This is a genomic window from Pseudomonas sp. Root329, assembly GCF_001424925.1.
In the GTDB taxonomy this organism is placed as follows: domain Bacteria; phylum Pseudomonadota; class Gammaproteobacteria; order Pseudomonadales; family Pseudomonadaceae; genus Aquipseudomonas; species Aquipseudomonas arabinosi.
Genome location: NZ_LMCV01000034.1, coordinates 509,554 through 533,411, shown reverse-complemented (window position 1 = coordinate 533,411; position 23,858 = coordinate 509,554). Strand labels below are relative to the sequence as shown.

Genomic DNA, 23,858 nt, shown 5'->3' with positions numbered 1-23,858 from the left:
TCTAAAAAATACAAGCCACTGGAGCTTTCAGACGATGCCTGCCGAATCAAATAACCTCCCGGATATCGATTGCGACGTGCTGATCGTCGGCTCCGGTGCGGCGGGACTATCCACTGCAGTCACCGCGGCGTGGCACGGCTTGAAAGTCATCGTGGTCGAAAAGGACCCGGTGTTCGGCGGCGCCACGGCGTGGTCCGGTGGCTGGGCCTGGGTGCCGTGCAACCCCTTGGCCCGGCGTGCCGTGATCGTCGAAGACGTCGAGCAACCGCGCACTTACCTCAAACACGAATTGGGCGAACGTTACGAGCCGGCCATGATCGATGCTTTCCTCGAAGCCGGGCCGCGGATGGTGGCGTTCTTTGAGCAGCACACCTCGCTGCAGTTTGCCGACGGCAACGCCATTGCCGATATCCATGGCGATACACCGGGCGCCGGCACGGGAGGACGTTCGGTCATCGCGGCGCCTTATGACGGGCGAAAAGTTGGCAAGCTGCTTAGGCGTCTTCGCAAGACTATGCGGGAAACGTCGTTCATGGGCATGCCAATCATGGCAGGCGCGGACCTCTCGGCATTTCTCAACCTGACGCGCTCGCTGTCGGCGGCCTGGCACGTGACCCGGCGCTTTTCGCGGCACCTGCTCGACCTCGCTGTTCATGGTCGGGCGATGCAACTGGTCAACGGCGTCGCGCTGGTGGCTCGGTTGGCAAAATCCGCCGAAGACCTCGGCGTATTGCTCTGGGAGTCGGCGCCCGTTACCGAGCTGCTGTGCGAAAACGATCAGGTCCGAGGCGCGGTGGTCAGCACCACCAAAGGCAAGGTCCGCATCCATGCGCGCAAGGCCGTGGTGCTGGCGGCCGGCGGTTTTGCCAATGACATCGAGCGGCGCAAGGCATTGTTTCCCCGTACGCCAACCGGGCATGAGCACCTGGCACTGCCACCCCTCGGCGTCTGCGGCGATGGCCTGCGATTGGGCGAAAGCGTTGGCGCCCGAGTCAACACCGATCTGGCGTCGCCGGTCGCCTGGGCGCCGGTTTCGCAAGTGCCACACAAGGACGGCAGCCTCGGCCACTTCCCGCACATCATCGAGCGTGGCAAACCAGGGATCATCGGCGTGTTGAGCAACGGCCAGCGCTTCGTCAACGAAGCCAACGGCTACTACGACTATGTGACGGCCATGGTCGCCGCCGCGCCGAAGGGTGAAGCAGTCGCCTCATGGCTGGTCTGCACACATGGCTTTCAGCGGCGTTATGGCCTGGGTATCTCTCGGCCATTTCCGCTGCCGCTGTCATCCTTTATCCGCAGCGGCTATCTGAAAACCGGCAACACGATCGAGGAATTGGCCGAGGCCTGCGGCATCGACCCGAACGGTCTGCGCAGCACTGTGTCCGAATACAACCGGCACGCGCGCCATGGTGAAGACCCGCTGTTCGGTCGCGGTTCGACGCCTTACAACCGCAAACAGGGTGATGCGTTGCAGCAACCCAACCCTTGCGTCGCCCCGATCGAACAAGGTCCGTTCTATGCCGTGAAGGTCCAGCCCGGCTGCTTCGGCACCTTCGCCGGCCTCAAGGTCAATCAACATGCCCAGGTTCTTGGCGAATCGGGCGAGGCCATCACCGGGCTGTACGCAGCAGGCGGTGACATGGCCAGCATCATGGGCGGCCACTACCCCGCTGGCGGCATCAATCTGGGCCCGGCGCTGACCTTCGGCTACATCGCCGCGCGACATATCGCAGGCATTAACGCTTACGAACAGGAGATCGACTATGCAGCGCATCGTTAACGCACAGGGTTTGAACATGCCCAAACTCGGCCTCGGCACCTGGCCGATGCTCGGCGAAGAATGCACACGCGCCGTGGAACAGGCCTTGGCATTGGGTTATCGGCACATCGACACCGCCGCGGCCTACAACAATGAAGACGCCGTCGGCCAAGCGCTGGTGAACAGTCCTACCCCTCGCGATCACATCCACGTCACCACCAAAGTCTGGTGGGACCAGCTTCAACCCGATGCCATGCGCCATTCCATGGACCGCAGCCTCAAGGCCTTGCGCAGCGATTACGTTGACCTGTTCATGATCCATTGGCCGACCACCGATTGGGACCTGTCGCGCATGATCGAGACCCTGGTGTCGTTCAAGGAACAGGGACTGGCGCGCAACATCGGTGTGGCGAATTTTCCACTGCCGTTGTTGCGCAAAGTCGTCGAGGAACTGGGGACGCCGCTGTCGGCCATCCAGGTCGAATACCACGTACTGCTCGGACAAAACGCTCTGCTGGACTACGCCCGTCAACATGACCTGGCGCTGACGGCCTACACGCCACTGGCCCGCAACAAGGTCTCGGACATCGCGCACATTCAGCAGATCGCCGCCAAACACGGAGTCCTGCCAACACAGGTCGCACTCAAGTGGCTGCTTGATCAACCGAACGTGGCCGCCATTCCTAAAGCCAGCAGCCAGGCCAATCAACTGGCCAACCTGGCAGCACTCGAGGTGAATCTGGATGACGAAGACCGTGCGTTGATCGCCGGTTTGTCCAAACGCGAACGCCAGGTCAACCCGGACTTTGCGCCGGTGTGGGATGCGTTCGACCGGTAATTCCCTCGAAGCGGGCGGTCGCCTGCTCGATAAAAACCCGTCGCCTGAAGGAATTAGATGGGTTGTCTGTGTTCAATACGAGTCTGGAAGACTCCCGGCCACCCACCACAGGTTGCCGGGAAGGCTGCTGTGCGCAACAAAAGATGGACGACCGGACTGGCGCCGCTCCCACTCAGCAGCAACACTCATCCCACGGACAATCAGAGGGTTCCCACATGCTATGGAAAAAAGGCCGACGCAGCGACAACGTGGTCGATGCCCGTGGCGATGATGTCGGCGGTGGCGGTGGCGGGATGCGCTTTGGTGGCGGCAAGGGCCTGAGCCTGACGGCGATTATCTTGATCGTCGGGATCGGCTGGATGACCGGCCAGGACCCGATGCAAATCCTCGGGCAACTGACCGGGCAGATGAGCGAGCAATCAGCACCGGCCCCGACTCAAACCCGCAAGGCGCCGCCGGCCAATGATGAAGGAGCCGAGTTCGTGCGCTCGATCCTCGGCGATACCGAAGACACTTGGGGTCAGATTTTCCAGCAGGCCGGTCGTCAATATAAGGAACCGACCCTGGTGCTGTTCAGCAACCGCATCAATTCGGCCTGTGGTCTGGCGACATCGGCGACCGGCCCGTTCTATTGCCCGGCAGACCAGAAGGTCTACCTGGACATGAGTTTCTTCCAGGAAATGTCCCAACGTTTTTCCGCCGCTGGCGACTTCGCTCAGGCCTACGTGATCGCTCACGAAGTCGGACACCATGTGCAGACCTTGCTCGGTGTTTCGGCAAAGATTCAGACCGCCCGCCAACAGGGCCGTCAGATGGAAGGCGACGGTGGTTTGCTGGTACGCCAGGAACTGCAGGCCGATTGCCTCGCCGGAGTCTGGGCCAACAATGCGCAGAAACGGCTGAACTGGCTGGAACCCGGTGACATCGAAGAAGCCTTGAACGCCGCCAATGCCATCGGCGATGACCGTTTGCAGCAACAAGGTCAGGGGCGCGTGGTCCCGGATTCATTTACTCATGGTACGTCGGCGCAAAGGGTGCGCTGGTTCAAAACCGGATTCGCGCAAGGCCAGGTCGGCCAGTGCGATACCTTTGCAGCGAAAAACCTATAAATGAATAAGTGGCTGTTAGCTCTACTGATCACCTGCGCAAACGCCCAGGCTGCCGAGCATGCGGTCAAGGAAGTCAGCCCCGGACGCCTGCTGCTGACTGCAGGTGAAATCGCGGTGGGCATCGGCCCGGCGCCGAAGAAAATCGAACGCGTGCTGATCATCATCCATGGTCGATTGCGCAATGCCGACACCTATCGCCAGAGCGCCGTGCACGCGGCCGAACAGGCCGGCCAAAGCGCGAGCACCTTGGTGCTCGCCCCGCAATTTCTCAATGACACCGACGTCGCGGCCAATCCCGTGGCTGACAGCGTATTGCGCTGGCAGGGCAATGACTGGATGGCGGGCGGTTTATCCACCGCTCCGTTTTCCCTGAGCTCCTACGCGGCGCTCGACGAAATCATCGCCCGAATCGGCGATCGGAAGCAGTTTCCAGACGTGAAGCAAATTGTCATCGCCGGTCACTCCGGTGGCGCTCAGGTGGTGCAGCGATACGCGTTGCTGGGCCACGATCAGCCAGCGCTCAAGGCGGCCGACATACAGGTGCGTTACGTCATTGCCAACCCGTCGTCTTATGCATACTTCGATGAACGACGGCCAGTGGCGTTCAAACATGCCGCTTGCCCGAATTTCAATCGCTGGAAATATGGACTGGCGGATTTACCCGCCTACGCAGGAGGGCAAACAGCCAAGCAGCTGGAGGAAAACTACGTCAAACGCGATGTCGTTTATCTGCTTGGGCAGCAGGACAGCGACCCGAAGCAGCCGGCGCTCGATAAAAGCTGTGAGGCCCAAGCTCAGGGAGCCAATCGATTGGCTCGCGGGCGCAATTATTTTGCTTCTCTGAAACGGCTGCATCCTCAAGGTTTGAATCAGCAGCTGATTGAAGTACCCGGGGTCGGGCATGACGGGGATGGGATGTTTAACTCGCCGCAGGGGCAGAAGGCGTTGTTCGGTCAGTGAGTTTTTGTGGTGCCTGATCAAACGCCTTCGCGAGCAAGCCCGCTCCCACATTTGACCGTATTCCAATGTGGGAGCGGGCTTGCTCGCGAAAGCGATTAACCAGACAACCAACCCCTCAAGCCGACAACATTTCCCGCAACACCACACAATCGGCGGCATGCCAATCCGTCAATTCCGGCCAGGGATTATCCGGCAGGTTCACCAACACCGTCCGCGCCCCTGCCGCCCGACCGCAATCCAGATCAAAACGGTAATCACCGACCATCACCATCTCACTGGCCGGGACATTCCAGGCCTGGGCCAACTTCAACAAACCACCGGGATGCGGTTTTGGCGGTGCTTCATCACGGCCCAGCACATCCTCCACCGCAAAGCAGTCGGCCAGGCCGATCGCCTCCAGCGTGACATGCGCCAGTTCGCGAGCATTGCGCGTAAGAATGCCCAGGCGATAACCGCGCCCGGCCAGCTCGCGCACCAGTTCTACCGCACCCGGTGCCGCTTTCGAACCGAGCGCCAGGTCCCGTTCGTGTTCCAGCAACCACGCATGTTTGGCGGCGGCTTCATCGGCCGGCAGCGCGGCGAGGTGGGTCAGGATGTCGTCTTCGGCAGGAATCGCCAACGCCACGCGGATCGCCGCGAAGTCATGCACGGCCACCGTCAGGGTGCCGTCCATGTCGAACACCCAGTGCCGCACCTCGGCCAGGCTCATGCCCAATCCTTGCGGTGACGAATCAAACCTTCCTGAGTGACCGACGCCACCAGTTGCCCGGCGCGGTTGAACACGCTGCCACGGGAGAAACCACGGGAATTGCCGGCCCATGGGCTGTCCATCGCGTACAGCAACCAATCATCGGCACGCAGATCCTGATGGAACCACAGCGCGTGATCGAGGCTGGCGACCTGCATGTCTTTCTGCCAGACCGATTTGCCATGGGGCTGCATCGACGTGGTCAACAGACCGAAATCCGAGGCGTAGGCCAGCAAGTATTTATGCAGTGCCGGAGAATCGGCCAAGGCACCGTCGGCGCGAAACCAGACGTACTTGATCGGATCGGACGGCTGCGGGTTGTAGGGATCTTTCTCGGTGATCGGTCGGAACTCGATCGGTTTCGGGCACAGAAATTTTTCGCGCATGTGCTCGGGGATCAGGTGCGCGCGCTGCTGAGTGAGTTCCAGCTCCGACGGCAGGTTCTCCGGGCCGACCACAACCGGCATTTCGGCCTGATGCTGGAAGCCTTCTTCGTCGTACTGGAACGACGCACTGCAGGTGAAAATCGGGTTGCCCTTCTGGATCGCCGTCACTCGACGGGTGCTGAAACTGCCACCGTCGCGCACCCGATCAACCTGATAAACCACCGGCAACGCGGAATCGCCGGGACGCAGGAAATAGCCGTGCATCGAATGCACATGGCGCGCTTCTTCGACCGTCTGACTGGCCGCCGACAGGGACTGACCGATCACCTGACCACCGAACAGCTGACGAAAACCCAGGTCCTGGCTGCGGCCACGGAACAGGTTTTCTTCAATCGGTTCCAGGGTCAGCAGGTCAACCAGATCATCCAACACTTGGCTCATTCAGACTCTCCTCACACAACGCATGCCGCGCAGTCTTGGCTGCGACGGTCGATTCAATTTCTGGCCAGGGCCCATGGGAGCCATTGTAAACGTCCGCGCCGGCTTATCCATGCAAGGTTTGCAGCCATTGTTCACGGGTGATGCGGTACAGCGCATGGTGACGCAGGGGATGATCGGCCGCGAGCATCGGGTGGTCGAAATCATCGACTGAATCATGGTGCATGCCGATTGCCTGCATGACTTTCTGCGACGGCGTGTTGGTTTCGGTGGTGAAGGACACGACCTCTTTCAGCGCCAACCGGTCAAACCCGCAACGCAGAGCGGTCCACGCCGCTTCACTGGCGTAGCCAAGGCCCCAGTGCTCGCGGGCCAGGCGCCAGCCGATTTCGGTGGCCGGGGTAAAACGCGCTTCGAAGCCGACCACCAGGAGCCCGGTAAAACCGATAAATGCCCCGGTGTCCTTGCGTTCCAGCGCCCAGAGACCGAAGCCATGCTCGGCGAAATGGCCACGAATCCGTCCGATCAGCGAAGCACTTTCCAGACGACTCAAGGGCGCCGGGAAATATCGCATCACCTGTGGATCGGCGCACATCGCCGCAAACTCCGGCAAATCTTCATCGCTCCACTGTCGCAACAGCAGTCGCGCGCTCTCGAGTTCCAGTATCGGTTCCATCATGCCCCCCGTTCCCATGCCGCAAGTCTACATCGCTGGTAGGATCCTTCACTCATTCCTACCGACCGTCCTGTATAAATCAGCCATGCCCCTGCCCCTGATCTACCACGAAGACTACAGTCCCGAGTTCCCGGCGGATCACCGCTTCCCCATGGACAAATTTCGCCTGCTGCGCGATCACCTGGTGGACAGCGGACTGACTCGCGACGCCGACCTGCTGCGCCCCGAGCTCTGCCCGCCAGAGATTCTCGCGCTCGCACATGACCCTGCGTATATCGAACGCTACATGGGCGGTGAGTTGTCCCGCGAAGACCAGCGACGCCTCGGCCTGCCGTGGAGCGAAGCCCTGGCCCGGCGCACAGTACGTGCGGTTGGCGGCTCGCTGCTGGCGGCCGAACAGGCGCTGGAACATGGTTTGGCCTGTCACTTGGCCGGCGGCACCCATCACGCGCATTACGACCATCCTGCCGGGTTCTGCATCTTCAATGACCTGGCGGTGATCAGCCATTTCTTGCTGGAAAGCGGCCGTGTGAATCGGGTGCTGATCTTCGACTGCGATGTGCATCAGGGCGACGGGACCGCACGGATTCTGCACAACACCCCGGAAGCGGTGACCGTTTCCCTGCACTGCGAGAAGAACTTTCCTGCACGCAAAGCCGAAAGTGACTGGGACATTCCACTGCCCAAGGGCATGGGCGATGCTGACTACCTGAAGGTGGTGGACGATGCGCTCAATTATTTGCTGCCGCTCTACCAACCTGACCTGGTGTTGTACGACGCCGGCGTCGATGTGCATAAAGATGACGCGCTCGGCTACCTGAAGCTGACAGACGAAGGTGTCGCCGCTCGCGATGAAAGTGTTATGCGTCATTGCCTGGGGCGGGATATTCCCGTGGTCGGGGTGATCGGCGGCGGCTACAGCAAGGACCGCAAGGCGTTGGCGCGCCGTCATGGGATCCTGCATCACAGCGCGCAACGGGTCTGGCAGTCATCAGGTTGTCATTGAGGTGTGGGTCTTTACCCACAATGCCTGTGGAACTGCCTGTGGATAACCTGAGTGAAAGGTCCTACAGGCCACGCTGCATATAGCCTGCAAAGTGGTGGTTGTTTTTTAACCAGCCATTTGAAACGACACAGTTCCAATGTGGGAGCGGGCTTGCTCGCGAAAGCGATTTAACATTCAACATTGATGTCGACTGATACACCGCTTTCGCGAGCAAGCCCGCTCCCACATAGATCTGTGCTGGTAGAATGCGCGGCTTATTCCGCCACGCCGCAGCTCTCGCCATGACCCAGCCCTCGCCCTCCGCCTCTTCTCACGTTGCCATTATCGGCGGCGGCCCCGCCGGTTTGATGGCGGCCGAAGTGCTGAGTCAGGCCGGGATCAAGGTCGACCTGTACGACGGCATGCCTTCGGTGGGGCGAAAATTCTTGCTGGCCGGTGTGGGTGGCATGAACATCACCCATTCCGAAGCCTACCCGGCATTTCTCTCACGCTACGCCGAACGCGCGCCGCAGATTGCGCCGCTATTGCGGTCATTTGGCGCTGATGCGCTGTGCCAATGGATTCATGAACTGGGCATCGAAACCTTTGTCGGCAGTTCCGGCAGAGTCTTTCCTACAGACATGAAAGCCGCCCCTCTGTTGCGTGCATGGCTCAAACGTCTGCGAGACAGTGGCGTCGTTATCCACACCCGTCACCGCTGGCTCGGCTGGGATGACAGCGGTGAATTGCGCATCGACAGCCCCGAGGGTGAAAAAACCGTCAAGCCTGACGCAACCTTGCTGGCCCTTGGTGGCGGCAGCTGGTCGCGCCTCGGCTCGGACGGCGCCTGGATGCTGCCACTGGAACAACGCGGCGTAGGACTCGCGCCGCTGCAACCGAGTAATTGCGGCTTCGAGGTGCAGGCCTGGAGCGAGTTGATGGTCAGCAAATTCGCCGGCGCACCGCTGAAAAACATCGCCATTGGCCTCAATGACGACGTGCCGCGGCTCGGGGAGTGTGTGATCACGGCAACCGGGATTGAAGGCAGTTTGATCTACGCCTTGTCGGCGCCGATCCGCGAAGCTATCAATCAGCACGGCTCGGCAACCATTCACCTCGACCTGTTACCGGGCAAGCCTGTGGATAAGGTTCAGGCTGCGCTGAGCAAACCGCGTGGTTCACGCTCCATGGCTAAACACCTGCACAGTCAGCTCGGGATCGATGGTGTGAAAGCGGCGTTGCTGCGCGAACTCACTCCAGCCGAATGCTTCGCTGATCCGGCGCTGCTGGCCAAAGCGATCAAAGCGCTGCCACTGACACTGGTGAAAACCCGCCCACTGGACGAGGCCATCAGCAGCGCCGGTGGCGTGATGTTCGAGTCGATGGATGAGCGTTTGATGCTCAAGCAACTGCCTGGCGTGTTCTGCGCGGGAGAAATCCTGGATTGGGAAGCGCCGACCGGCGGCTATCTGCTGACCGCGTGTTTCGCCAGTGGGCGAGCGGCAGGGTTGGGGATGGTGGAGTGGTTGAAACACAAGGGCTGAAGACCGAGGCGCGCCCTTCGCGAGCAAGCCCGCTCCCACATTCGACCGAGTTCTTTCAGAAAGAATGCGGTTAATGTGGGAGCGGGCTTGCTCGCGAAGGCGTCCTGTCAGACGCCGCAGCTATTTAAGGCTTCTTCTTACGCGGTCCAGTATTAAACACCGGCACCTTCCGCACAGGCTTGATCGAAGGCTCCGGCGCCGAAGCATCCCCACTCTCGACCCATTTACCCAAGTTGCGTTTACCGCCACCGGAGGTCTTCGGCTTCTTCGGTTTTTTCGGCTTCTTGACCACCTGACCGCTGGCATCGGTATCCGGCACCCGGTGCTCAGGCTCGAAGTCATGCTCCATCTGGCGAGGCAATGTCTGACGGGTCAACGTCTCGATGGCCGACAGCAGATTCACTTCATCAGCGCAGACCAGCGAAATAGCCTGCCCGGTTGCACCCGCGCGACCGGTACGACCGATCCGGTGGATGTAGTCCTCCGCGACGATCGGCAGGTCGAAGTTGACCACCAATGGCAAATCTTCGATATCCAGACCACGGGCCGCGACGTCGGTGGCCACAAGAATCTGCACTTCACTGGCCTTGAAACGGTCCAGTGCGCGCTGGCGGGTTGCCTGAGGTTTGTCGCCGTGGATGCCGTCGGCATTGATGCCCAGCCCCTGGAGTTTTTCCACCAGCGCGTCCACGCCGTTGCGGGTCTTGGCGAACACCAGCACCTGCTTCCACTTGCCCTTGCGCAGCAAGTGGATGAACAGCTCCGGCTTGCGCTTTTTGTCGACCGTCACCACCCATTGCTTGACGGTGCTGGCCGCCACGTTGCGCGGGCTGACTTCGATGCTCAGCGGGTCGTTGAGCATTTGTCCGGCCAACAAGCGGATCGCGTCGGAAAACGTCGCGGAGAACAACAGCGTCTGGCGTTGCTTGGGCAGAACGCGGTAGATATTCCCCAGTTCCTCGGAGAAACCCAGATCAAGCATGCGATCGGCTTCATCCAGGATCAGGGTTTGCAGCTGATTGAACTTGAGGGCCTTCTGGCGATACAGGTCGAGCAAACGACCCGGCGTCGCCACCAGCACGTCAACACCCTTGCGCAGCTTCATCATTTGCGGGTTGATGCTGACGCCGCCGTACACCGCGTAAGTGCTCAACGGCAGGTTCTCTGCGTACTGACGCACAGCTTCGTGAACCTGTTCGGCCAATTCGCGGGTCGGCACCAGGATCAGTGCGCGCACCGAGTTAGACGCCACTTTCGGCCCTTCCATGGCCAGCAATTGCAGGAGCGGCAGCGCGAAGCCGGCGGTCTTGCCCGTCCCCGTCTGGGCGGCGGCCATCAGGTCGCGACCGGCCAGCACCGCCGGAATAGCTTGCGCCTGAACCGGCGTCGGGGTCTGGTAGCCGAGCGTCTCGAGAGAGCGCAGCAAGGGTTCGATCAGGCCAAGGGTGGCGAAAGTCATGGGATTACCGTAGGAAAAATCAGCGCGGGTGTGCAATGGCGCGCAGTTTACCCTAATTCACACGGGATTCTGTCGGCACCGCTACGGCAGGTTGAACGGGAGTTCGACGCCACTGCGGCAATCCGATCAGCACCACGGCGCTGATGATCACCGCCATGGCCAACGCTTCTTCGATACCGATGGTCTCGCCGACAAACACGATCCCCAGCAACACCGCCACGGCCGGGTTGACGTAGGCATAACTGGTGGCCGCCGCCGGACGCACGTTTTTCAACAGATACATATAAGCGTTGAAGGCGATGATCGAACCAAAGAAGGTCAGATAGGCCAGGGCCGCCCAACCTTCGATCGGCGGCATGGCTTCCAGATGCTCTCCGCTCAGAGCACTGCCGATCAGCAGCGCCACGCCGCCGACCAGCATTTCCACAGCGCTAGCCATCGCGCCCTGGGGCAGCGGCAAGTGTTTGCTCCACACCGAACCGAATGCCCAGGAAGCTGCGGCGAATATCAGCAACGCGGCACCCAACGGGCTCGATTGCAGGTTGGAACCGAGGTTGAGCATGGCGATGCCGATCAGCCCGAGCACAATCCCGGCCCATTCGAGACGGGTATTACGCGCGCCCCAGAAATATCCGCAGAGCAAGGTAAACAGCGGCACCGTCGCCACCGCCAACGCAGCCACACCCGAGGCGACGCCCATGTGTTCGGCCACGCTCACCCCGCCGTTACCGCACGCCAGCAGCAAAATTCCGATGATCCCGGCGGCTTTCCACTGCGCCCAGGTCGGTGCCGGCGCCCCGCGCCAACGCAGGAACGCATACATCAACGTCCCGGCGATCACGAAGCGGATACCGGCGAGCAGCAACGGCGGCCAGTACTCCACGCCGATGCGAATCACCAGGTAAGTCGAGCCCCAAATCACGTACAACGCGAAAAAGGCAGCGATCAACGGTAAGGGAAAACGACGTAAGCCAGGCATGGGGCAGCTCGTAGGCAAGACAAGTGAACAGCTATTCTAGAAAGGCCAGCGGCGTAAAATAAGTTACAAAACCTGTTTATAGCGCCGGTACACTTTTCAAAACACGGAGATCATCTCTATAAACCGTGTTTTCGAAAGTCAGTCATTTTTCAGGAGTCCGACGATGGATAAATACGACCGCATGCTCCTCAGCGCCCTGTTGGAAAACGGTCGTGCGTCCTACGCCGACCTGGCGCGCAAGGTCAACCTGTCCGCCCCGGCCGTGGCCGAGCGCGTGGCCAAACTGGAAGCCTGCGGGGTGATTACCGGTTACCAGGCCAAAGTCGACATGGCCAAGCTTGGCTTGCCGATCCAGTGCGTGATCGAACTGCGCCTGAATCAGCACGGCAACCAGAAGGCCTACGACGACCTGATCAAAATCCCACAACTGACCGAGTGCCACCGGGTGACGGGCGATCCCTGCGTGATCATGCAAGCGGCCGTGGGTTCGATGCCGGAGCTGGAGGAGTTGATCAACCGGATCGCCAAGTTCGGGTTCAGCAAGACGTCGATTGTGCTGTCGAGCGCCATCGAAAAGCGTGTGCCGTTGGGGCAGTTGGAAGGAAAACCAATCTAATGCCGCAGGAGATCTAAATGTGGGAGCGGGCTTGCTCGCGAAGGCGCCGGCACATCCAACATCAATGTGACAGACAAACCGCTTTCGCGAGCAAGCCCGCTCCCACAGGGGGATTTGTGGTGTGTCATTCAGAGGATTTGCGGTGTTTTCAATCAGAACCCGCGATGGCGCTTCAGATGCTCATTGATCTTCGCCGCCGGCACTTTCTGCAAGCTGACCAGCAGATCATGGGACAACTCGCGCAACCCGTGCTTCTGCCGCAACTCCTGCGCCAAATGCGCCGTCAGGTTGGCCGCCATCTCGGCATCGGCCATGGCCCGGTGAGCTTTACCGGTGTGGGGCAGGTTGGCGAACGTGGTCAGCGTGCCGAGTTTGTGGTTCGGCGCGGCGGGCATCAAACGGCGGGCGAGTAGCAGCGAGCAGGCAAAGTTCTGCAAGCGTGTGCGTTTGATCCGCCCCAGCTCAAAGTCCCAGAACTTCTGGTCGAACGCGGCGTTGTGAGCCAGCAACGGTGTGATGCCGACGAATTCGTTGACTTCGTTCATCACCTGCTCGGCCGATGGCGCGGTGCGCAGCATCGCATTGCTGATGCCGGTGAGTTGTTCGATGAAGGCCGGGACGCGCACGCCGGCATTCATCAGGCTTTGGTAACGCTCGACGATGCGTCCCTGTTCAAGGATCACCACGGCAATTTCCGTGGCCCGGCAGCTGCTGCTCGGGGAGATCCCGGTGGTTTCAAAGTCGATGACTGCTATGCGTTCCAAACCTGTTTCAACTCCGTAAAAATCAATTCTTGAGCAGCAACGCGCCTTCGATCGGCACGTAGCGGCTGGCGGCGCGGATCAGCGAGTTGGCCGTCAGGCCCGGCACGCCGTAGGCCACGGCTTGCACCCCGTGCTTGGTGATGATGCGCTCCAGCAACATGTCGAAATCACCGTCACCGGAGGCCAGCACCACTTCGTCGACATGATCGGCGGCGTCCATGATGTCGAGGGTGATGCCCACGTCCCAGTCGCCCTTGGCCGAGCCATCGCTGCGCTGGATGTAGGGCTTGAGCTTCACGACGAAGCCGAGGTTGCGCAGGATCTGCTGGAATTGCTGCTGTTTGCTGTCGCCGCGATCGATGGCGTAGGCATAGGCCTCGACGATATCGCCCTGCTTGCTGATATCAGCCCACAGCGCGGCATAGTTGAAATGGCAACCATAGGCCTGACGCACGGTGTAATAGAGGTTCTGGACATCGGCGAACACTGCGATTTTTTTCACCGGTCATCCTCGTTGGCGCGCCGGAGCGCGGGCAGGATCAGGCACCAGGCCCGAAAAGTTGCCCAGTATGCCAGCCTGAAGGATTGTTCCGCGAATAATCGGCCCGAAGCGCCGCAGCGCTCCGGACGAATGGCGTATCAGACGAAGGAATCGTCGTCGCCGCCGAAGAACGATGAGCTGTCATCGCTGTAGTCGGCGTCGGTAAAACTGCCCTGATCACTGGAGTTGTCAGCCACACGCTGATCATCGCCCCAGCCCTTGTCACCGCTCTGATCGTTGACCTGAGCCGGTTCTTCCTTGATCACTTCAACCACTTCCGGCTGCTGATTGTGATGGAACAGGCTGCTGATGCCTTGCGCCAGCATCACGCCACCGGCCACACCAGCGGCGGTTTTTAGCGCACCACCGAGGAAACCGCTGCCGGCAGGCTGTTGCGGGGCGTAATTCTGCTGAGGCGGCGCTGCACCGAAGTTTTGCTGAGGCGGCTGCGAGTTGAACGACGGCCGTGCCGGTTCACGCCAGCCGCCACCACTCGATGCGGGTGGGCTTTGGGTGGGCGCTGGCTGCGGATCACGAGAACCGCCACCGAAGATGCTCGACAAGAAGCCACCGCTGCTCGGCGCCGCAGCCGCCGGCTGAGCCTTGGCCGATTGCAGTTCGGCCTGCAATTGCTGGACTTGCTGGGCGAGTTGTTTGTTCTGTTCGTCGAGGCTTTTGATGGCGGCCTCTTGCACCAGAATCGCCTGGGTCATGAAATAGCCTGCCGTAGGCTGGCGAGTCAGGTGTTCCTTGATCCGCGCCTCGGCCTGGGCGTCGCGCGGGGCTGAGTCCGTTTCGGCCTGTTGCAGCCGGGAAAACAGTCCATCGATCAGGGTTTGTTCTTCGCTGTTCATGGCGACCTCGTAGATTGCCGGGAATATCGTCGCCCTTATCCACTGTGGATAAGGTGCTCATCCGTAATGGAGGCTGATACAGGATGTTTCAATGGTCTTTACCGAACGTTTACGTTTGCGCCCCAAAGCGCTTCATCGGTTAAAGTGGGCCACTGCTTTCAACCTGCGATACCGACTGATGAATTCGTTCGATGTGCTGCGTGACTCTCTGTACTTCTTCAAGCGCAATCTGGGCCAGATCGTGCGGCTGTGCCTGCCGCTGGTGATCTTCGAGGCGCTGCTGCAGCAAGTGGTCGATCACTCCACCGAGCCGGACAGCTTTCCCGGTATCAGCGTGATTGTCGGCCTGCTGGTCTACCCGCTGTACACCGCCGCGCTGATTCTGTTTCTCGATGCCCGCAGCCGTGGCGAGTCACCGCGCAATCGCGACCTGCTGGCGAGGGCCGCCTACCTGTGGCCGCGCTTCGCCGTGCTCACTGCGCTCAATACCTTGCTGATCCTGATCGGCCTGTCGCTGTATTTCCTGCCGGGCATCTGGCTGATGGTGACCCTGGCGTTTGGCGAGTACTTGCTGGTGCTGCGCGGCTTCGCACCGCTGGCGGCGATGAAGGAAAGCCTGCGCCTGAGCCGCGGCAACTTCCTGCGCATTCTGGTGTGCATTCTCTGTGTGATGGGCCCGTTGTGGGTACTCAAGGGCGCGACCCTGGCGGTTTACCCGGAACCGCAGAACCCGGTGATTTCGCTGCTGATCGACAGCGCCCACAGCTTCCTGCAACTGTTCGTCAGCGTGGTGCTGTTCCGCCTGTTCATGCTGATCGATGATGTGCCCGAGAAAATTGACGGCCCGCTCTGACCGTTCCACCCGTGGGCTTAAGCCCGTCTGTCGGTTATGCTCGGGGTCAACTTTTGTAACGCTATAAGCCGAGCCATGACCCGTCTACTGCGCTACACCCTGCTGGGCCTGTTGACCGTGGCCGGCCTGATTGCCCTGATCTACAACCTGACCTGGCGCCCCGAAGCCAAGGAAGCCTTGCCGGTCAGTTGCAACGCCCAGGCACCGACGCTGGTGCCCGGTCAGGCGCTGAAGGTGATGACCTGGAACATCCAGTACCTGGCGGGAAAACGCTACGTGTTCTGGAATGACCTGGCGGCCGGCAATGACGAAAAACCCACGCCCGAAGACATGGCCTTCAGCCTCGATGAAGTGGCGCGGGTGATCCGCGACGAACAACCGGACGTCGTGCTGTTGCAAGAGCTCGATGACGGCGCCAAGGCCAGCGATTACCAAAACCAGTTCAAACTGCTTCAGGAGCGGGTCGCGGACCTGTATCCGTGCAGCACTCACGCCTTCGACTGGAAAGCCGACTTCGTGCCCGAGCCGCACATCTTCGGCAGCGTCGGCCGGCAACTGGCCACCCTCAGCCGCTACCAGATCGAACATGCCGAACGCCTGCAATTACCAGTCGCACCAGCCAATTTCATCACCCGCCAGTTCAAACCGAAAAATGCCTTGTTGGTCACGTATCTGCCGTTGAGCGGCGGCGGTCAGATAGCGGTGCTCAACACCCATCTGGACCGCGTTATCCCGCCCGACGAAACACTGCAATCCCAGGTGACGGCCACGGTCAAAGTCCTCGACAAACTCGAAAGCCGCGGCACGCCGTGGTTGATCGGTGGGGACTTCAACCTGTTGCCACTGGGGCAGTATCGACGCCTGCCCGACGCGCAACGTACGCCCTACTCCGCAGACAGCGCGCTGCATGTGCTGTGGGACAAATACCCGATGATCCCGACCAACAACGAAGCCAGCGGCATCGACCGGGCGCGGTGGCTGACCCATTACCCGAATGATCCGGGCTTGAACGGCCCGGACCGGACTGTCGACTACCTGTTCTACAGTCCGCGGATCAAACGGGTCGAGGCTGCGGTGAGGCAGGACGACACCTTGCGGATCTCCGATCACTTGCCGGTGATCGCCCGTTTCCTCCTACCCGCCAACTAACGACGCAAAACCTGTGGGAGCGGCGGTGCGACGATTCGACTTGCTCGCGAAAGCGGTGGGTCAGCCGACATCAATGTTGAATGATAAATCGCCTTCGCGAGCAAGCCCGCTCCCACAGGGATTGCGCATAACTGGCTTCCGTATCAATGCTCCTCTTCCAGCTCATCGTGCAATAGCCCGAAGATCTTGCGCTTCATGTCGATGAACGAGCGCTCCATGACCATGTCCAGGGTCCGTGGGCGTTCGATCGGCACGTCCAGAATCTGCTTGATCCGACCCGGCCGCGCGCCCATCACGTAGACCCGGTCGCCCAGCAGAATCGCCTCGTCGATATCGTGGGTCACGAACAACACGGTCTTCTTGCTGTTGCCCCAGACCCGCAACAACAGTTGCTGCATTTGCAGACGCGTCTGACTGTCGAGTGCACCGAAGGGCTCGTCCATCAGCAGGATTTGCGGATCATTGGCCAGCGCCCGAGCAATCGCCACGCGCTGCATCATGCCGCCGGACAACTGCTTGGCGTAGTTGTCGGCAAACCCGGTCAGGCCGACTTCATTGACGTAGTAATCGACGATCTCCTTGCGCTGAGCGGCTGCCATACCGCGACGCTTGAGGCCGAACTCGACGTTCTGCCGCACCGTCAGCCAGGGGAACAGTGTGTAGCTCTGAAACACCATGCCGCGATCCGCGCCCGGTCCCTGAACTTGCTGGCCACCGACGTAGATCTCGCCTTCCGTGGGCTCATTCAATCCGGCGGTGAGGTACAGCAAACTCGACTTGCCGCAGCCCGAAGGCCCCACCAGCACGGCGAATTGTTGATCCGGCACTTCGAACGACACCTGATCCAGCGCGGTAAACACGCCACCGTCGGGCTTTTGATAGCGAAGGCTGACCTTGTCCACTTGCAGCCGTGGTGCGGCGTGCACCGGGGTGGCCTGTGGCGTGACGAAACGAGGGTTGACGGCGCTTACTGAGCCCATGCGGCGATCCTCAGACGGAGAAAACGGAACAGTTGATCGGTGACCAGGCCCAACAGACCGATGATCGCGATAGCCAGGAAAATCACATCCACTTGAAAGCCGCGCATGGCTTTAAGGCTCAAGTAACCCAGACCGCTGGAGGCCGCAACCAGTTCGGCGACCACCAGGTAAGTCCAGGCCCAGCCCATGGTCACACGCAAGGTGTCGAGCACACCCGGCAACGACGCCGGGGCGATCACATGCAGCACCGCATCGCGGCGGTTCGAGCCAAGGGTGTAAGACGCGTTGATCAGGTCCTTGGAGATGCCTTTGGACACGTCCGCGATCATCACCAGTTGCTGGAAGAACACGCCGAAGATGATCACCGAAACCCGCTGTTCCAGACCGATGCCGATCCACAGAATGAACAGCGGCACGAACGAAGTTACCGGCAGGTAACGGATGAAGTTCACCATCGGTTCAAGGAACGCCTGAACGATGCGAAAGCTGCCCATCAGCAACCCCAGCGGCACCGCCACCAGCGACGATACGATGAAACCGACCATCACCACTTCGAGGCTGGCCCACACATGCAGACCGAGCGTGCCGTCGCGGCTCAGGCGCACGGCGGCCTCGACCACCGCGCCCGGTGTCGGCAGGAACATGCCCGGCACCACGCCGCCGTAAGACAACCCGGCCCACAGGCCGACCAATAACACCCAGGCCAGACCGCTCGCGCTCCAGATCACCGACACCGGCAAACCGGTCTTGGGCGTGATGCAGCGGCTCAGCCATGAATTGCGCTTGAACATGCAAACCTCCTAGAGCGGGCTGACGAAGCGGTTGTCGATCAGGTCGTCATTGCTGACGCTGTAGGGTTTGCCCTGCAATTCGCTGGCGGTCTCGTTGGCCAGTTTGATCAGCGGTTCGCTGTCGCCCGGTTTGCCCGGCGAGCCGAGGAGTTTTTCACTCATGGCCTGATCGTAGAAGCGCACGCCTTGCGCAGCTGCGGCCAATTCCTTCGGATCGGCCAGGTAACCGCCGACGCCTTTGGCCATGATTTTGTAGGCTTCTTGCGGATGGTCCTTGGTGTACTGGACCGCCTTGTACAGACCGGCCACCAACGCCTTGACGTCTTCCGGCTGCTTGTCGATGACCGTGCAGTTGAGCGCGACCACGTCGACAATCACTCCCGGCGTACTGCTGCTGTCAATCAGCACCTTGCCTTGTTGCTTGCTGCGAACCATCGACAGGTGCGGTTCCCACGTCACCGCGGCGGGTACGCGACCGGCGATGAACGCGGTGGCGGCGTCGTCAGCTGTCATGTTCTGCACGGTGATGTCGCTCATTTTCATGCCGTGTTTTTTCAGCAGGTAAGACAGCCAGAACTGCGAAGTCGACCCTTCGTTCACCGCCACGGCTTTGCCTTTCAGCTCCTGCAGACTCTTGACGTCCTTGCCGACCAAAACACCGTCGCCACCATGGCTGTCGTCCAGTGCAGCTACAGCCTTGAAGCAGAATTGCGGGCGGTACTTGAGCACTTCGTCGATGGTCGACGCGGAGCCCGACAACTCGCCCGAGGCTTGCGCAGCCATGTACATCGAGGCCTCTTCGACGACGGGCAATTCGACGGTCAACCCGTTTTCCTTGAAATAGCCCAGGTCCTGAGCCAGGTAGAGCGTGCCGTAACCGACCCACGTGGTGTGGCCGATAGAGAGGGTGCCGGCCTGGGCGCTGGTGGCGACCGTCGCGGCGATGGCGGTGACCGCCAGTGGATGTGCGAAGCGGGTAAGCAAGGACTTGATCATGGAGCACTCCCAAAGCTGTTGATTTAGTTTTGTCATGGGCAGTACGGCCAGCGGCCTTGGAGAAGTGCTGCCACCTGAGGTCTCTGATGGACCTTTCGGCGAGCAGCGTTTGGCTGACTGGCGAGGTCGATGTTGGCCCAAGGCGGGGATTAGGAAAATTAGGAAATATGTCGATGGGAGTGATGAAAAAACTGGGTAGCGTGCGCTGCGAAAGGGCGCTGTGGGCGGGGATGCCCGAGGTGGGTGCAAAAGCTGAGCGGTGTGGTGAATTGGCTATCGCATTCGCGAGCAAGCCCGCTCCCACAGGGGATCTGTGTCGATCACAAATCCAATGTGGGAGCGGGCTTGCTCGCGAAGAGGCCTGAAAGAGCGCTACTAGATTAAAGCCGACCGTATTCCTGTGCCGTACGATCAACGGCTTTCAGAGTTTTGCCAACCAGTTCATCAACCTCTTCACGACTGGCAATCAACGCCGGCGCCATGATCATCCGCCCCAGCGTCGAGCGAATAATCACCCCCTCTTCAAAGCCAATCGTGCGGCAACGCCAGGCAATGTCGTTCTCGTTGGCAAAGCGCTTGCGACTGGTTTTGTCTTCAGCCAATTGAAGCGCCGCCACCATGCCGACACCCTGAATATCGCCCACCAACGGGTGCTTGCCGAACACCTCGCGCAAGCACTGTTGCAGGTACGGCCCGATGTCATCCTTGACCCGCGTCACCACCCCTTCATCGCGCAACGCCGTGAGGTTGGCGATGGCCACCGCCGCTGCCACCGGGTGCCCGGAGTAGGTCAAGCCGTGGGCAAACACCCCGCCCTGCTCCACCAGTACCTGAGCCATTTTCTTCGACAGAATCAAACCGCCCATGGGGATGTAACCCGAGGTCAAACCCTTGGCGATCGACAGCGTGTCCGGCTCGAAACCGAAGTGCTCGTGGGCGAACCATTCGCCGGTACGACCGAAGCCGCCGATCACTTCGTCAGCGCACAACAGCACATCGTACTGGCGGCAGATCCGCTGAATTTCCGGCCAGTAACTTTCGGGTGGAAAGATCATCCCACCGGCGCCCTGGAACGGTTCGGCGATGAACCCGGCGACCTTGTCCGCACCCAGTTCGAGAATCTTCGCTTCCAGCTGCTGCGCCGCCCGCAGGCCAAATTCAGCCGGGGTCAGGTTGCCCTCGTGGGCGAAAAAGTACGGCTCATCGATGTGTTCGATGTCGGGAATCATGCCGCCCATTTCGTGCATGAACTTCATGCCACCGAGCGCCGTCGCCGCCAGGGTCGAACCGTGGTAACCGTTCCAGCGACCGATCATGATTTTCTTCTCGGGCTTGCCGAGGATCGTCCAGTAACGGCGCACGGTGCGGATCAGCACCTCATTGGCCTCGGAACCGGAGTTGGTGTAGATCGCGTGGCTGTAGTGCCCCGGCAACAGGCTGAACAGCAGCTCCGACAGCTCGATCACCTGCGGGTGAGTGGTGTGGAAAAACATGTTGTAGTACGGCAACTGCTCCAGTTGACGGGTCGCGGCGGCGGCCAGATCCTTGCGGCCGTAACCGAGGTTGGTGCACCACAGCCCGGACATGCCGTCGAGGTAACGCCGACCATCGTTGTCCCACAGATGCAGGCGCTCGCCACGGACCATCACCCGAGGCCCTTCATCGTTGAGCGCTTTTTGATCGACGAATGCGTGGATGTGGTGCGCAGCGTCGGCGGCCTGGTAGTCGCGGGTTTCACGTGGTGTGGTCATCGCCAGTTCTCCGTTTTGTTATTAGCGGCTGTTATGAGCGCAGCTGAAACCAGGTGGTCTTCAACTGGGTGTATTTATCGAATGAATGCAGTGACAGGTCGCGGCCGAAACCGGATTGCTTTCCGCCGCCGAAAGGCACGGTCACGTCCAGCGCGTCGACACTGTTGACCGACACCGTGCCCGCCCGCAATTGCCGCGCCACGCGGTGGGCGCGGTTGAGGTCATCGGTCCACAGCGACGCGGCCAAACCGTAGACGCTGTCGTTGGCAAGTTGCAAGGCGTGTGCCTCGTCATCGAACGCCGTGACCGCCAGCACCGGGCCGAACACTTCATCGCGAAACAGCGGCATGTCAGGGCTCACGCCGGTGAAAATCGTCGGCTGGATGAAGTTGTCGGAACCGTTGAAAATCGACTGTCGACCGCCACAGAGCTTTGTTGCGCCTTGGCGTTCGGCCTGCTGGATGAACTTCATGATGCGTGCGGTCTGACGGCTGTCGACAATCGCCCCGGCGCGGCTCGACGGGTCCAGTGGATCACCCGGCTGCCAGCATTCGGCGTGCGCTTTGAGGCGCTCGACGAACTCGTCATGAATCGAACGCTGCACCAGCAACCGCGAGTTGGCCGAACAGACTTCACCCTGATTGAAGAAGATCCCGAACGCGGCTTTCTCTGCGGCGAGATCCAGGTCCTGACAATCAGCAAACACCAGATTGGCGCTCTTGCCACCGCACTCCAGCCACACCTGTTTCAGGTTCGATTGCGCGGAATACTGCATGAAATATTTGCCGACTTCGGTGGAGCCGGTGAACACCAGGCAATCGACGTCCGGGTGCAAACCGAGGGCTTTGCCGGTCTGCTCACCGAGCCCCGGCAACACGTTCAGCACGCCGGCTGGCAGGCCGGCTTCCAGCGCCAGCTCGGCCAGACGCAGGGCGGAAAACGGTGACTGCTCGGCGGGTTTGAGGATCACCGAATTACCCGCCGCCAACGCGGGTGCGAGTTTCCAGGCGGCCATGTCCAGCGGGAAATTCCAGGGCACCACGGCAGCGACCACGCCCAACGCTTCGCGGGTGATGGTCGCCAGCACGTTCTGCGCGCTCGGGGCGATCTGGTCGTAGAGTTTGTCGAGGCTTTCGGCGTACCAGCGAAACACCCCGGCGGCGCCCGGGACGTCGATGTTGTAGGCGTCCATCACCGGTTTGCCCATGTTCAGCGAATCGAGCAGCGCCAGTTCTTCGCGATGGGTCATGATCAGATCGGCCAGGCGCAACAGCACTTGTTTGCGCTCATTCGGCGAACGCGCCGACCAGGTGCCGGCCTCGAACACTTGCCGCGCATTGCGTACCGCAGCGTCCACGTCTTCTTCGCCGCACGCGGCCACGTTCGCCAGGTACTGGCCGGTGGCAGGGTTGATCGCGGCAAAGGTCTGCCCCGACTGCGCGGCACAGGGTTTGCCGTCGATCACGGCTTGATCGGGAAACTGCAGCGCAGCGGCTTTGTTTTGCCAGAATGTAAGCTCGAACACGTTCAGATGCTCCATGGGCTTTCTTGTGGATTGGATGGTGGCCCAGGCCTGTGTCCAGGAAAAATAGTAAAAATGTGTTCGCAGACCATGAAAAAACTGGGCAGCTAATCTCCCCGCTGGCGCGGTATGTGGTTATTGTTCAGGCATAACAACACCGTCGTCAGAACGGATGCAGTCGGCGCGAAAATTGCCTGGATGTCGAAATCATCCACCCCGAGGTTTGCCGTGGCTGCCTACAACCTGCGTCAATTGAAGTACTTCATCACCACCGTCGAATGCGGCAGCGTCGCCGAGGCGTCGCGCAAGCTGTACATCGCCCAACCGGCGATTTCCACGGCGATCAAAGGCCTGGAAGACAGCTTCGGCGTGCAACTGCTGATCCGTCATCACGCCCAGGGCGTGTCCTTGACCCCCAGCGGCGCACGCTTCTACCGCAAGGCCCAGGAACTGCTGCGCATGGCCAAGGAGTTCGAACAGAACGCCCTCGCCGACAACGACGTGGTGGCCGGGCAAATCGACATCGGTTGCTTCGAAACGGTCGCGCCGCTGTACCTGCCGCAGTTGATTGCCGGGTTCTCGGCGCTGTATCCGGGGGTGAAAATCCGCATCCGCGACGGCGAACAGCAAGAGCTGGTGCAAGGCCTGACCTCGGGCACCTTCGATTTGGCGATCCTGTATGAACACGACCTCGACGCCACTATCCAGACCGAACCCTTGATGCCGGCGCAGCGACCTTACGCGTTGCTGCCGGCGGATCATCGCTTTGCTCAGCTGAAACAAGTGTCGCTGCGTGATCTGTGCCTGGAGCCGATGATTTTGCTGGACGTGCAACCGAGCCGGACCTACTTCGTCAGCCTGTTCGAAGAGTTGGGACTGACGCCGAACATTGCCTTCAGCTCACCGTCGATCGAGATGGTCCGAGGCATGGTCGGGCAAGGGTTCGGTTTTTCGATTCTGGTCACTCGGCCGCACTCGGAATGCACCTATGACGGCCAGAAAGTGGTGTGCGTGGACATCGTCGAAGACATCACCGGCTCAGGGCTGGTGGCGGCGTGGTTGAAGCGCGGGCAGTTGACCAAACCGGCGCAGTTGTTTGCCGATTATTGCCGGGAGCAGCTCACCGCGAAGGCCGCCTCTTGAACATCAACGTCAAA

General features: G+C 60.6%; 23 protein-coding genes. 10 read left to right on the top strand and 13 right to left on the bottom strand.

The window, feature by feature from the left end; all coding sequences use genetic code 11:
• Positions 1-34: 34 nt before the first annotated feature.
• The 4 genes from ASC74_RS24200 to ASC74_RS24185 all read left to right on the top strand — a co-directional run bounded on the left by ASC74_RS24200 (position 35) and on the right by ASC74_RS24185 (position 4,669).
• Positions 35-1,783, top strand: coding sequence for an FAD-dependent oxidoreductase (locus ASC74_RS24200; protein WP_056744630.1), 1,749 nt, complete (start codon positions 35-37; stop codon positions 1,781-1,783).
• On the top strand, positions 1,767-2,600 hold the full coding sequence (locus ASC74_RS24195; protein ID WP_056744628.1) for an aldo/keto reductase: 834 nt from the start codon (positions 1,767-1,769) through the stop codon (positions 2,598-2,600). The genes ASC74_RS24200 and ASC74_RS24195 overlap by 17 nt, the downstream gene beginning before the upstream one ends.
• A 215-nt stretch (positions 2,601-2,815) precedes the next feature.
• Positions 2,816-3,709 (top strand): KPN_02809 family neutral zinc metallopeptidase, encoded by an 894-nt coding sequence (gene ypfJ, locus ASC74_RS24190; RefSeq protein WP_056744626.1) that lies wholly within the window; start codon positions 2,816-2,818, stop codon positions 3,707-3,709.
• Complete coding sequence (locus ASC74_RS24185; RefSeq protein WP_056744624.1) at positions 3,710-4,669, top strand: alpha/beta fold hydrolase; 960 nt, start codon at positions 3,710-3,712, stop codon at positions 4,667-4,669.
• Between the two features lie 115 nt (positions 4,670-4,784).
• On the opposite strand, the gene ASC74_RS24180 is transcribed toward ASC74_RS24185, so the two are convergent.
• The 3 genes from ASC74_RS24180 to ASC74_RS24170 all read right to left on the bottom strand — a co-directional run bounded on the left by ASC74_RS24180 (position 4,785) and on the right by ASC74_RS24170 (position 6,917).
• Positions 4,785-5,378: an HAD family hydrolase gene (locus ASC74_RS24180; protein WP_033054223.1), complete on the bottom strand. Its 594-nt coding sequence runs from the start codon at positions 5,376-5,378 to the stop codon at positions 4,785-4,787.
• Positions 5,375-6,244, bottom strand: coding sequence for an acyl-CoA thioesterase II (gene tesB, locus ASC74_RS24175; RefSeq protein WP_008149206.1), 870 nt, complete (start codon positions 6,242-6,244; stop codon positions 5,375-5,377). Before tesB ends, ASC74_RS24180 begins: the two co-directional genes overlap by 4 nt.
• A 103-nt stretch (positions 6,245-6,347) precedes the next feature.
• Positions 6,348-6,917 carry a GNAT family N-acetyltransferase gene (locus ASC74_RS24170; RefSeq protein ID WP_056744699.1) on the bottom strand — a complete coding sequence of 190 codons (570 nt, stop codon included), beginning with the start codon at positions 6,915-6,917 and terminating at the stop codon, positions 6,348-6,350.
• Positions 6,918-7,002: 85 nt separating this feature from the next.
• Here ASC74_RS24170 and ASC74_RS24165 point away from each other — a divergent pair, with 85 nt between their 5' ends.
• Complete coding sequence (locus ASC74_RS24165) at positions 7,003-7,923, top strand: histone deacetylase family protein (protein WP_056744622.1); 921 nt, start codon at positions 7,003-7,005, stop codon at positions 7,921-7,923.
• 281 nt (positions 7,924-8,204) lie between these two features.
• Entirely contained in the window at positions 8,205-9,446 is a 1,242-nt protein-coding gene (locus ASC74_RS24160) for a TIGR03862 family flavoprotein (protein WP_177338875.1), read from the top strand.
• A gap of 124 nt (positions 9,447-9,570) precedes the next feature.
• Here ASC74_RS24160 and ASC74_RS24155 read toward each other — a convergent pair whose 3' ends face one another.
• Together ASC74_RS24155 and yedA are read right to left on the bottom strand one after the other, a co-directional pair.
• Positions 9,571-10,905 (bottom strand): DEAD/DEAH box helicase, encoded by a 1,335-nt coding sequence (locus tag ASC74_RS24155; RefSeq protein ID WP_056744618.1) that lies wholly within the window; start codon positions 10,903-10,905, stop codon positions 9,571-9,573.
• A 52-nt stretch (positions 10,906-10,957) separates the two neighbouring features.
• Complete coding sequence (gene yedA / locus ASC74_RS24150) at positions 10,958-11,884, bottom strand: drug/metabolite exporter YedA (protein WP_056744616.1); 927 nt, start codon at positions 11,882-11,884, stop codon at positions 10,958-10,960.
• Positions 11,885-12,047: 163 nt separating this feature from the next.
• Here yedA and ASC74_RS24145 point away from each other — a divergent pair, with 163 nt between their 5' ends.
• Positions 12,048-12,500: an Lrp/AsnC family transcriptional regulator gene (locus ASC74_RS24145; protein WP_046048737.1), complete on the top strand. Its 453-nt coding sequence runs from the start codon at positions 12,048-12,050 to the stop codon at positions 12,498-12,500.
• 152 nt (positions 12,501-12,652) lie between these two features.
• Here the strand turns inward: ASC74_RS24145 and ASC74_RS24140 are convergent, their stop codons facing one another.
• From ASC74_RS24140 to ASC74_RS24130, 3 genes are all read right to left on the bottom strand, one after another.
• Positions 12,653-13,264, bottom strand: coding sequence for a 3'-5' exonuclease (locus ASC74_RS24140; protein WP_046048736.1), 612 nt, complete (start codon positions 13,262-13,264; stop codon positions 12,653-12,655).
• 22 nt (positions 13,265-13,286) lie between these two features.
• Positions 13,287-13,766: a LabA-like NYN domain-containing protein gene (locus ASC74_RS24135; protein ID WP_046048735.1), complete on the bottom strand. Its 480-nt coding sequence runs from the start codon at positions 13,764-13,766 to the stop codon at positions 13,287-13,289.
• A gap of 137 nt (positions 13,767-13,903) precedes the next feature.
• On the bottom strand, positions 13,904-14,659 hold the full coding sequence (locus ASC74_RS24130; protein ID WP_056744614.1) for a DUF2076 domain-containing protein: 756 nt from the start codon (positions 14,657-14,659) through the stop codon (positions 13,904-13,906).
• Between the two features lie 178 nt (positions 14,660-14,837).
• On the opposite strand from ASC74_RS24130, the gene ASC74_RS24125 reads away from it, so the two are divergent.
• Entirely contained in the window at positions 14,838-15,512 is a 675-nt protein-coding gene (locus ASC74_RS24125) for a YciC family protein (RefSeq protein WP_056744697.1), read from the top strand.
• A gap of 75 nt (positions 15,513-15,587) precedes the next feature.
• Entirely contained in the window at positions 15,588-16,661 is a 1,074-nt protein-coding gene (locus tag ASC74_RS24120) for an endonuclease/exonuclease/phosphatase family protein (RefSeq protein ID WP_056744612.1), read from the top strand.
• A 143-nt stretch (positions 16,662-16,804) separates the two neighbouring features.
• Here ASC74_RS24120 and ASC74_RS24115 read toward each other — a convergent pair whose 3' ends face one another.
• The 5 genes from ASC74_RS24115 to ASC74_RS24090 all read right to left on the bottom strand — a co-directional run bounded on the left by ASC74_RS24115 (position 16,805) and on the right by ASC74_RS24090 (position 22,704).
• Positions 16,805-17,641 (bottom strand): ABC transporter ATP-binding protein, encoded by an 837-nt coding sequence (locus tag ASC74_RS24115; RefSeq protein ID WP_056744610.1) that lies wholly within the window; start codon positions 17,639-17,641, stop codon positions 16,805-16,807.
• Complete coding sequence (locus tag ASC74_RS24110; protein ID WP_008149230.1) at positions 17,629-18,432, bottom strand: ABC transporter permease; 804 nt, start codon at positions 18,430-18,432, stop codon at positions 17,629-17,631. Before ASC74_RS24110 ends, ASC74_RS24115 begins: the two co-directional genes overlap by 13 nt.
• Positions 18,433-18,441: 9 nt before the next feature.
• Positions 18,442-19,428 carry an ABC transporter substrate-binding protein gene (locus ASC74_RS24105; RefSeq protein ID WP_056744608.1) on the bottom strand — a complete coding sequence of 329 codons (987 nt, stop codon included), beginning with the start codon at positions 19,426-19,428 and terminating at the stop codon, positions 18,442-18,444.
• A 380-nt stretch (positions 19,429-19,808) separates the two neighbouring features.
• On the bottom strand, positions 19,809-21,179 hold the full coding sequence (locus ASC74_RS24095; protein ID WP_056744604.1) for an aspartate aminotransferase family protein: 1,371 nt from the start codon (positions 21,177-21,179) through the stop codon (positions 19,809-19,811).
• 31 nt (positions 21,180-21,210) lie between these two features.
• Positions 21,211-22,704: an aldehyde dehydrogenase gene (locus tag ASC74_RS24090; protein WP_056744694.1), complete on the bottom strand. Its 1,494-nt coding sequence runs from the start codon at positions 22,702-22,704 to the stop codon at positions 21,211-21,213.
• Between the two features lie 225 nt (positions 22,705-22,929).
• On the opposite strand from ASC74_RS24090, the gene ASC74_RS24085 reads away from it, so the two are divergent.
• The gene (locus ASC74_RS24085) at positions 22,930-23,844 is read left to right on the top strand and encodes a LysR substrate-binding domain-containing protein (RefSeq protein WP_046048823.1); all 915 of its coding nucleotides are present in this window, start codon (positions 22,930-22,932) and stop codon (positions 23,842-23,844) included.
• Positions 23,845-23,858 lie beyond the last annotated feature (14 nt).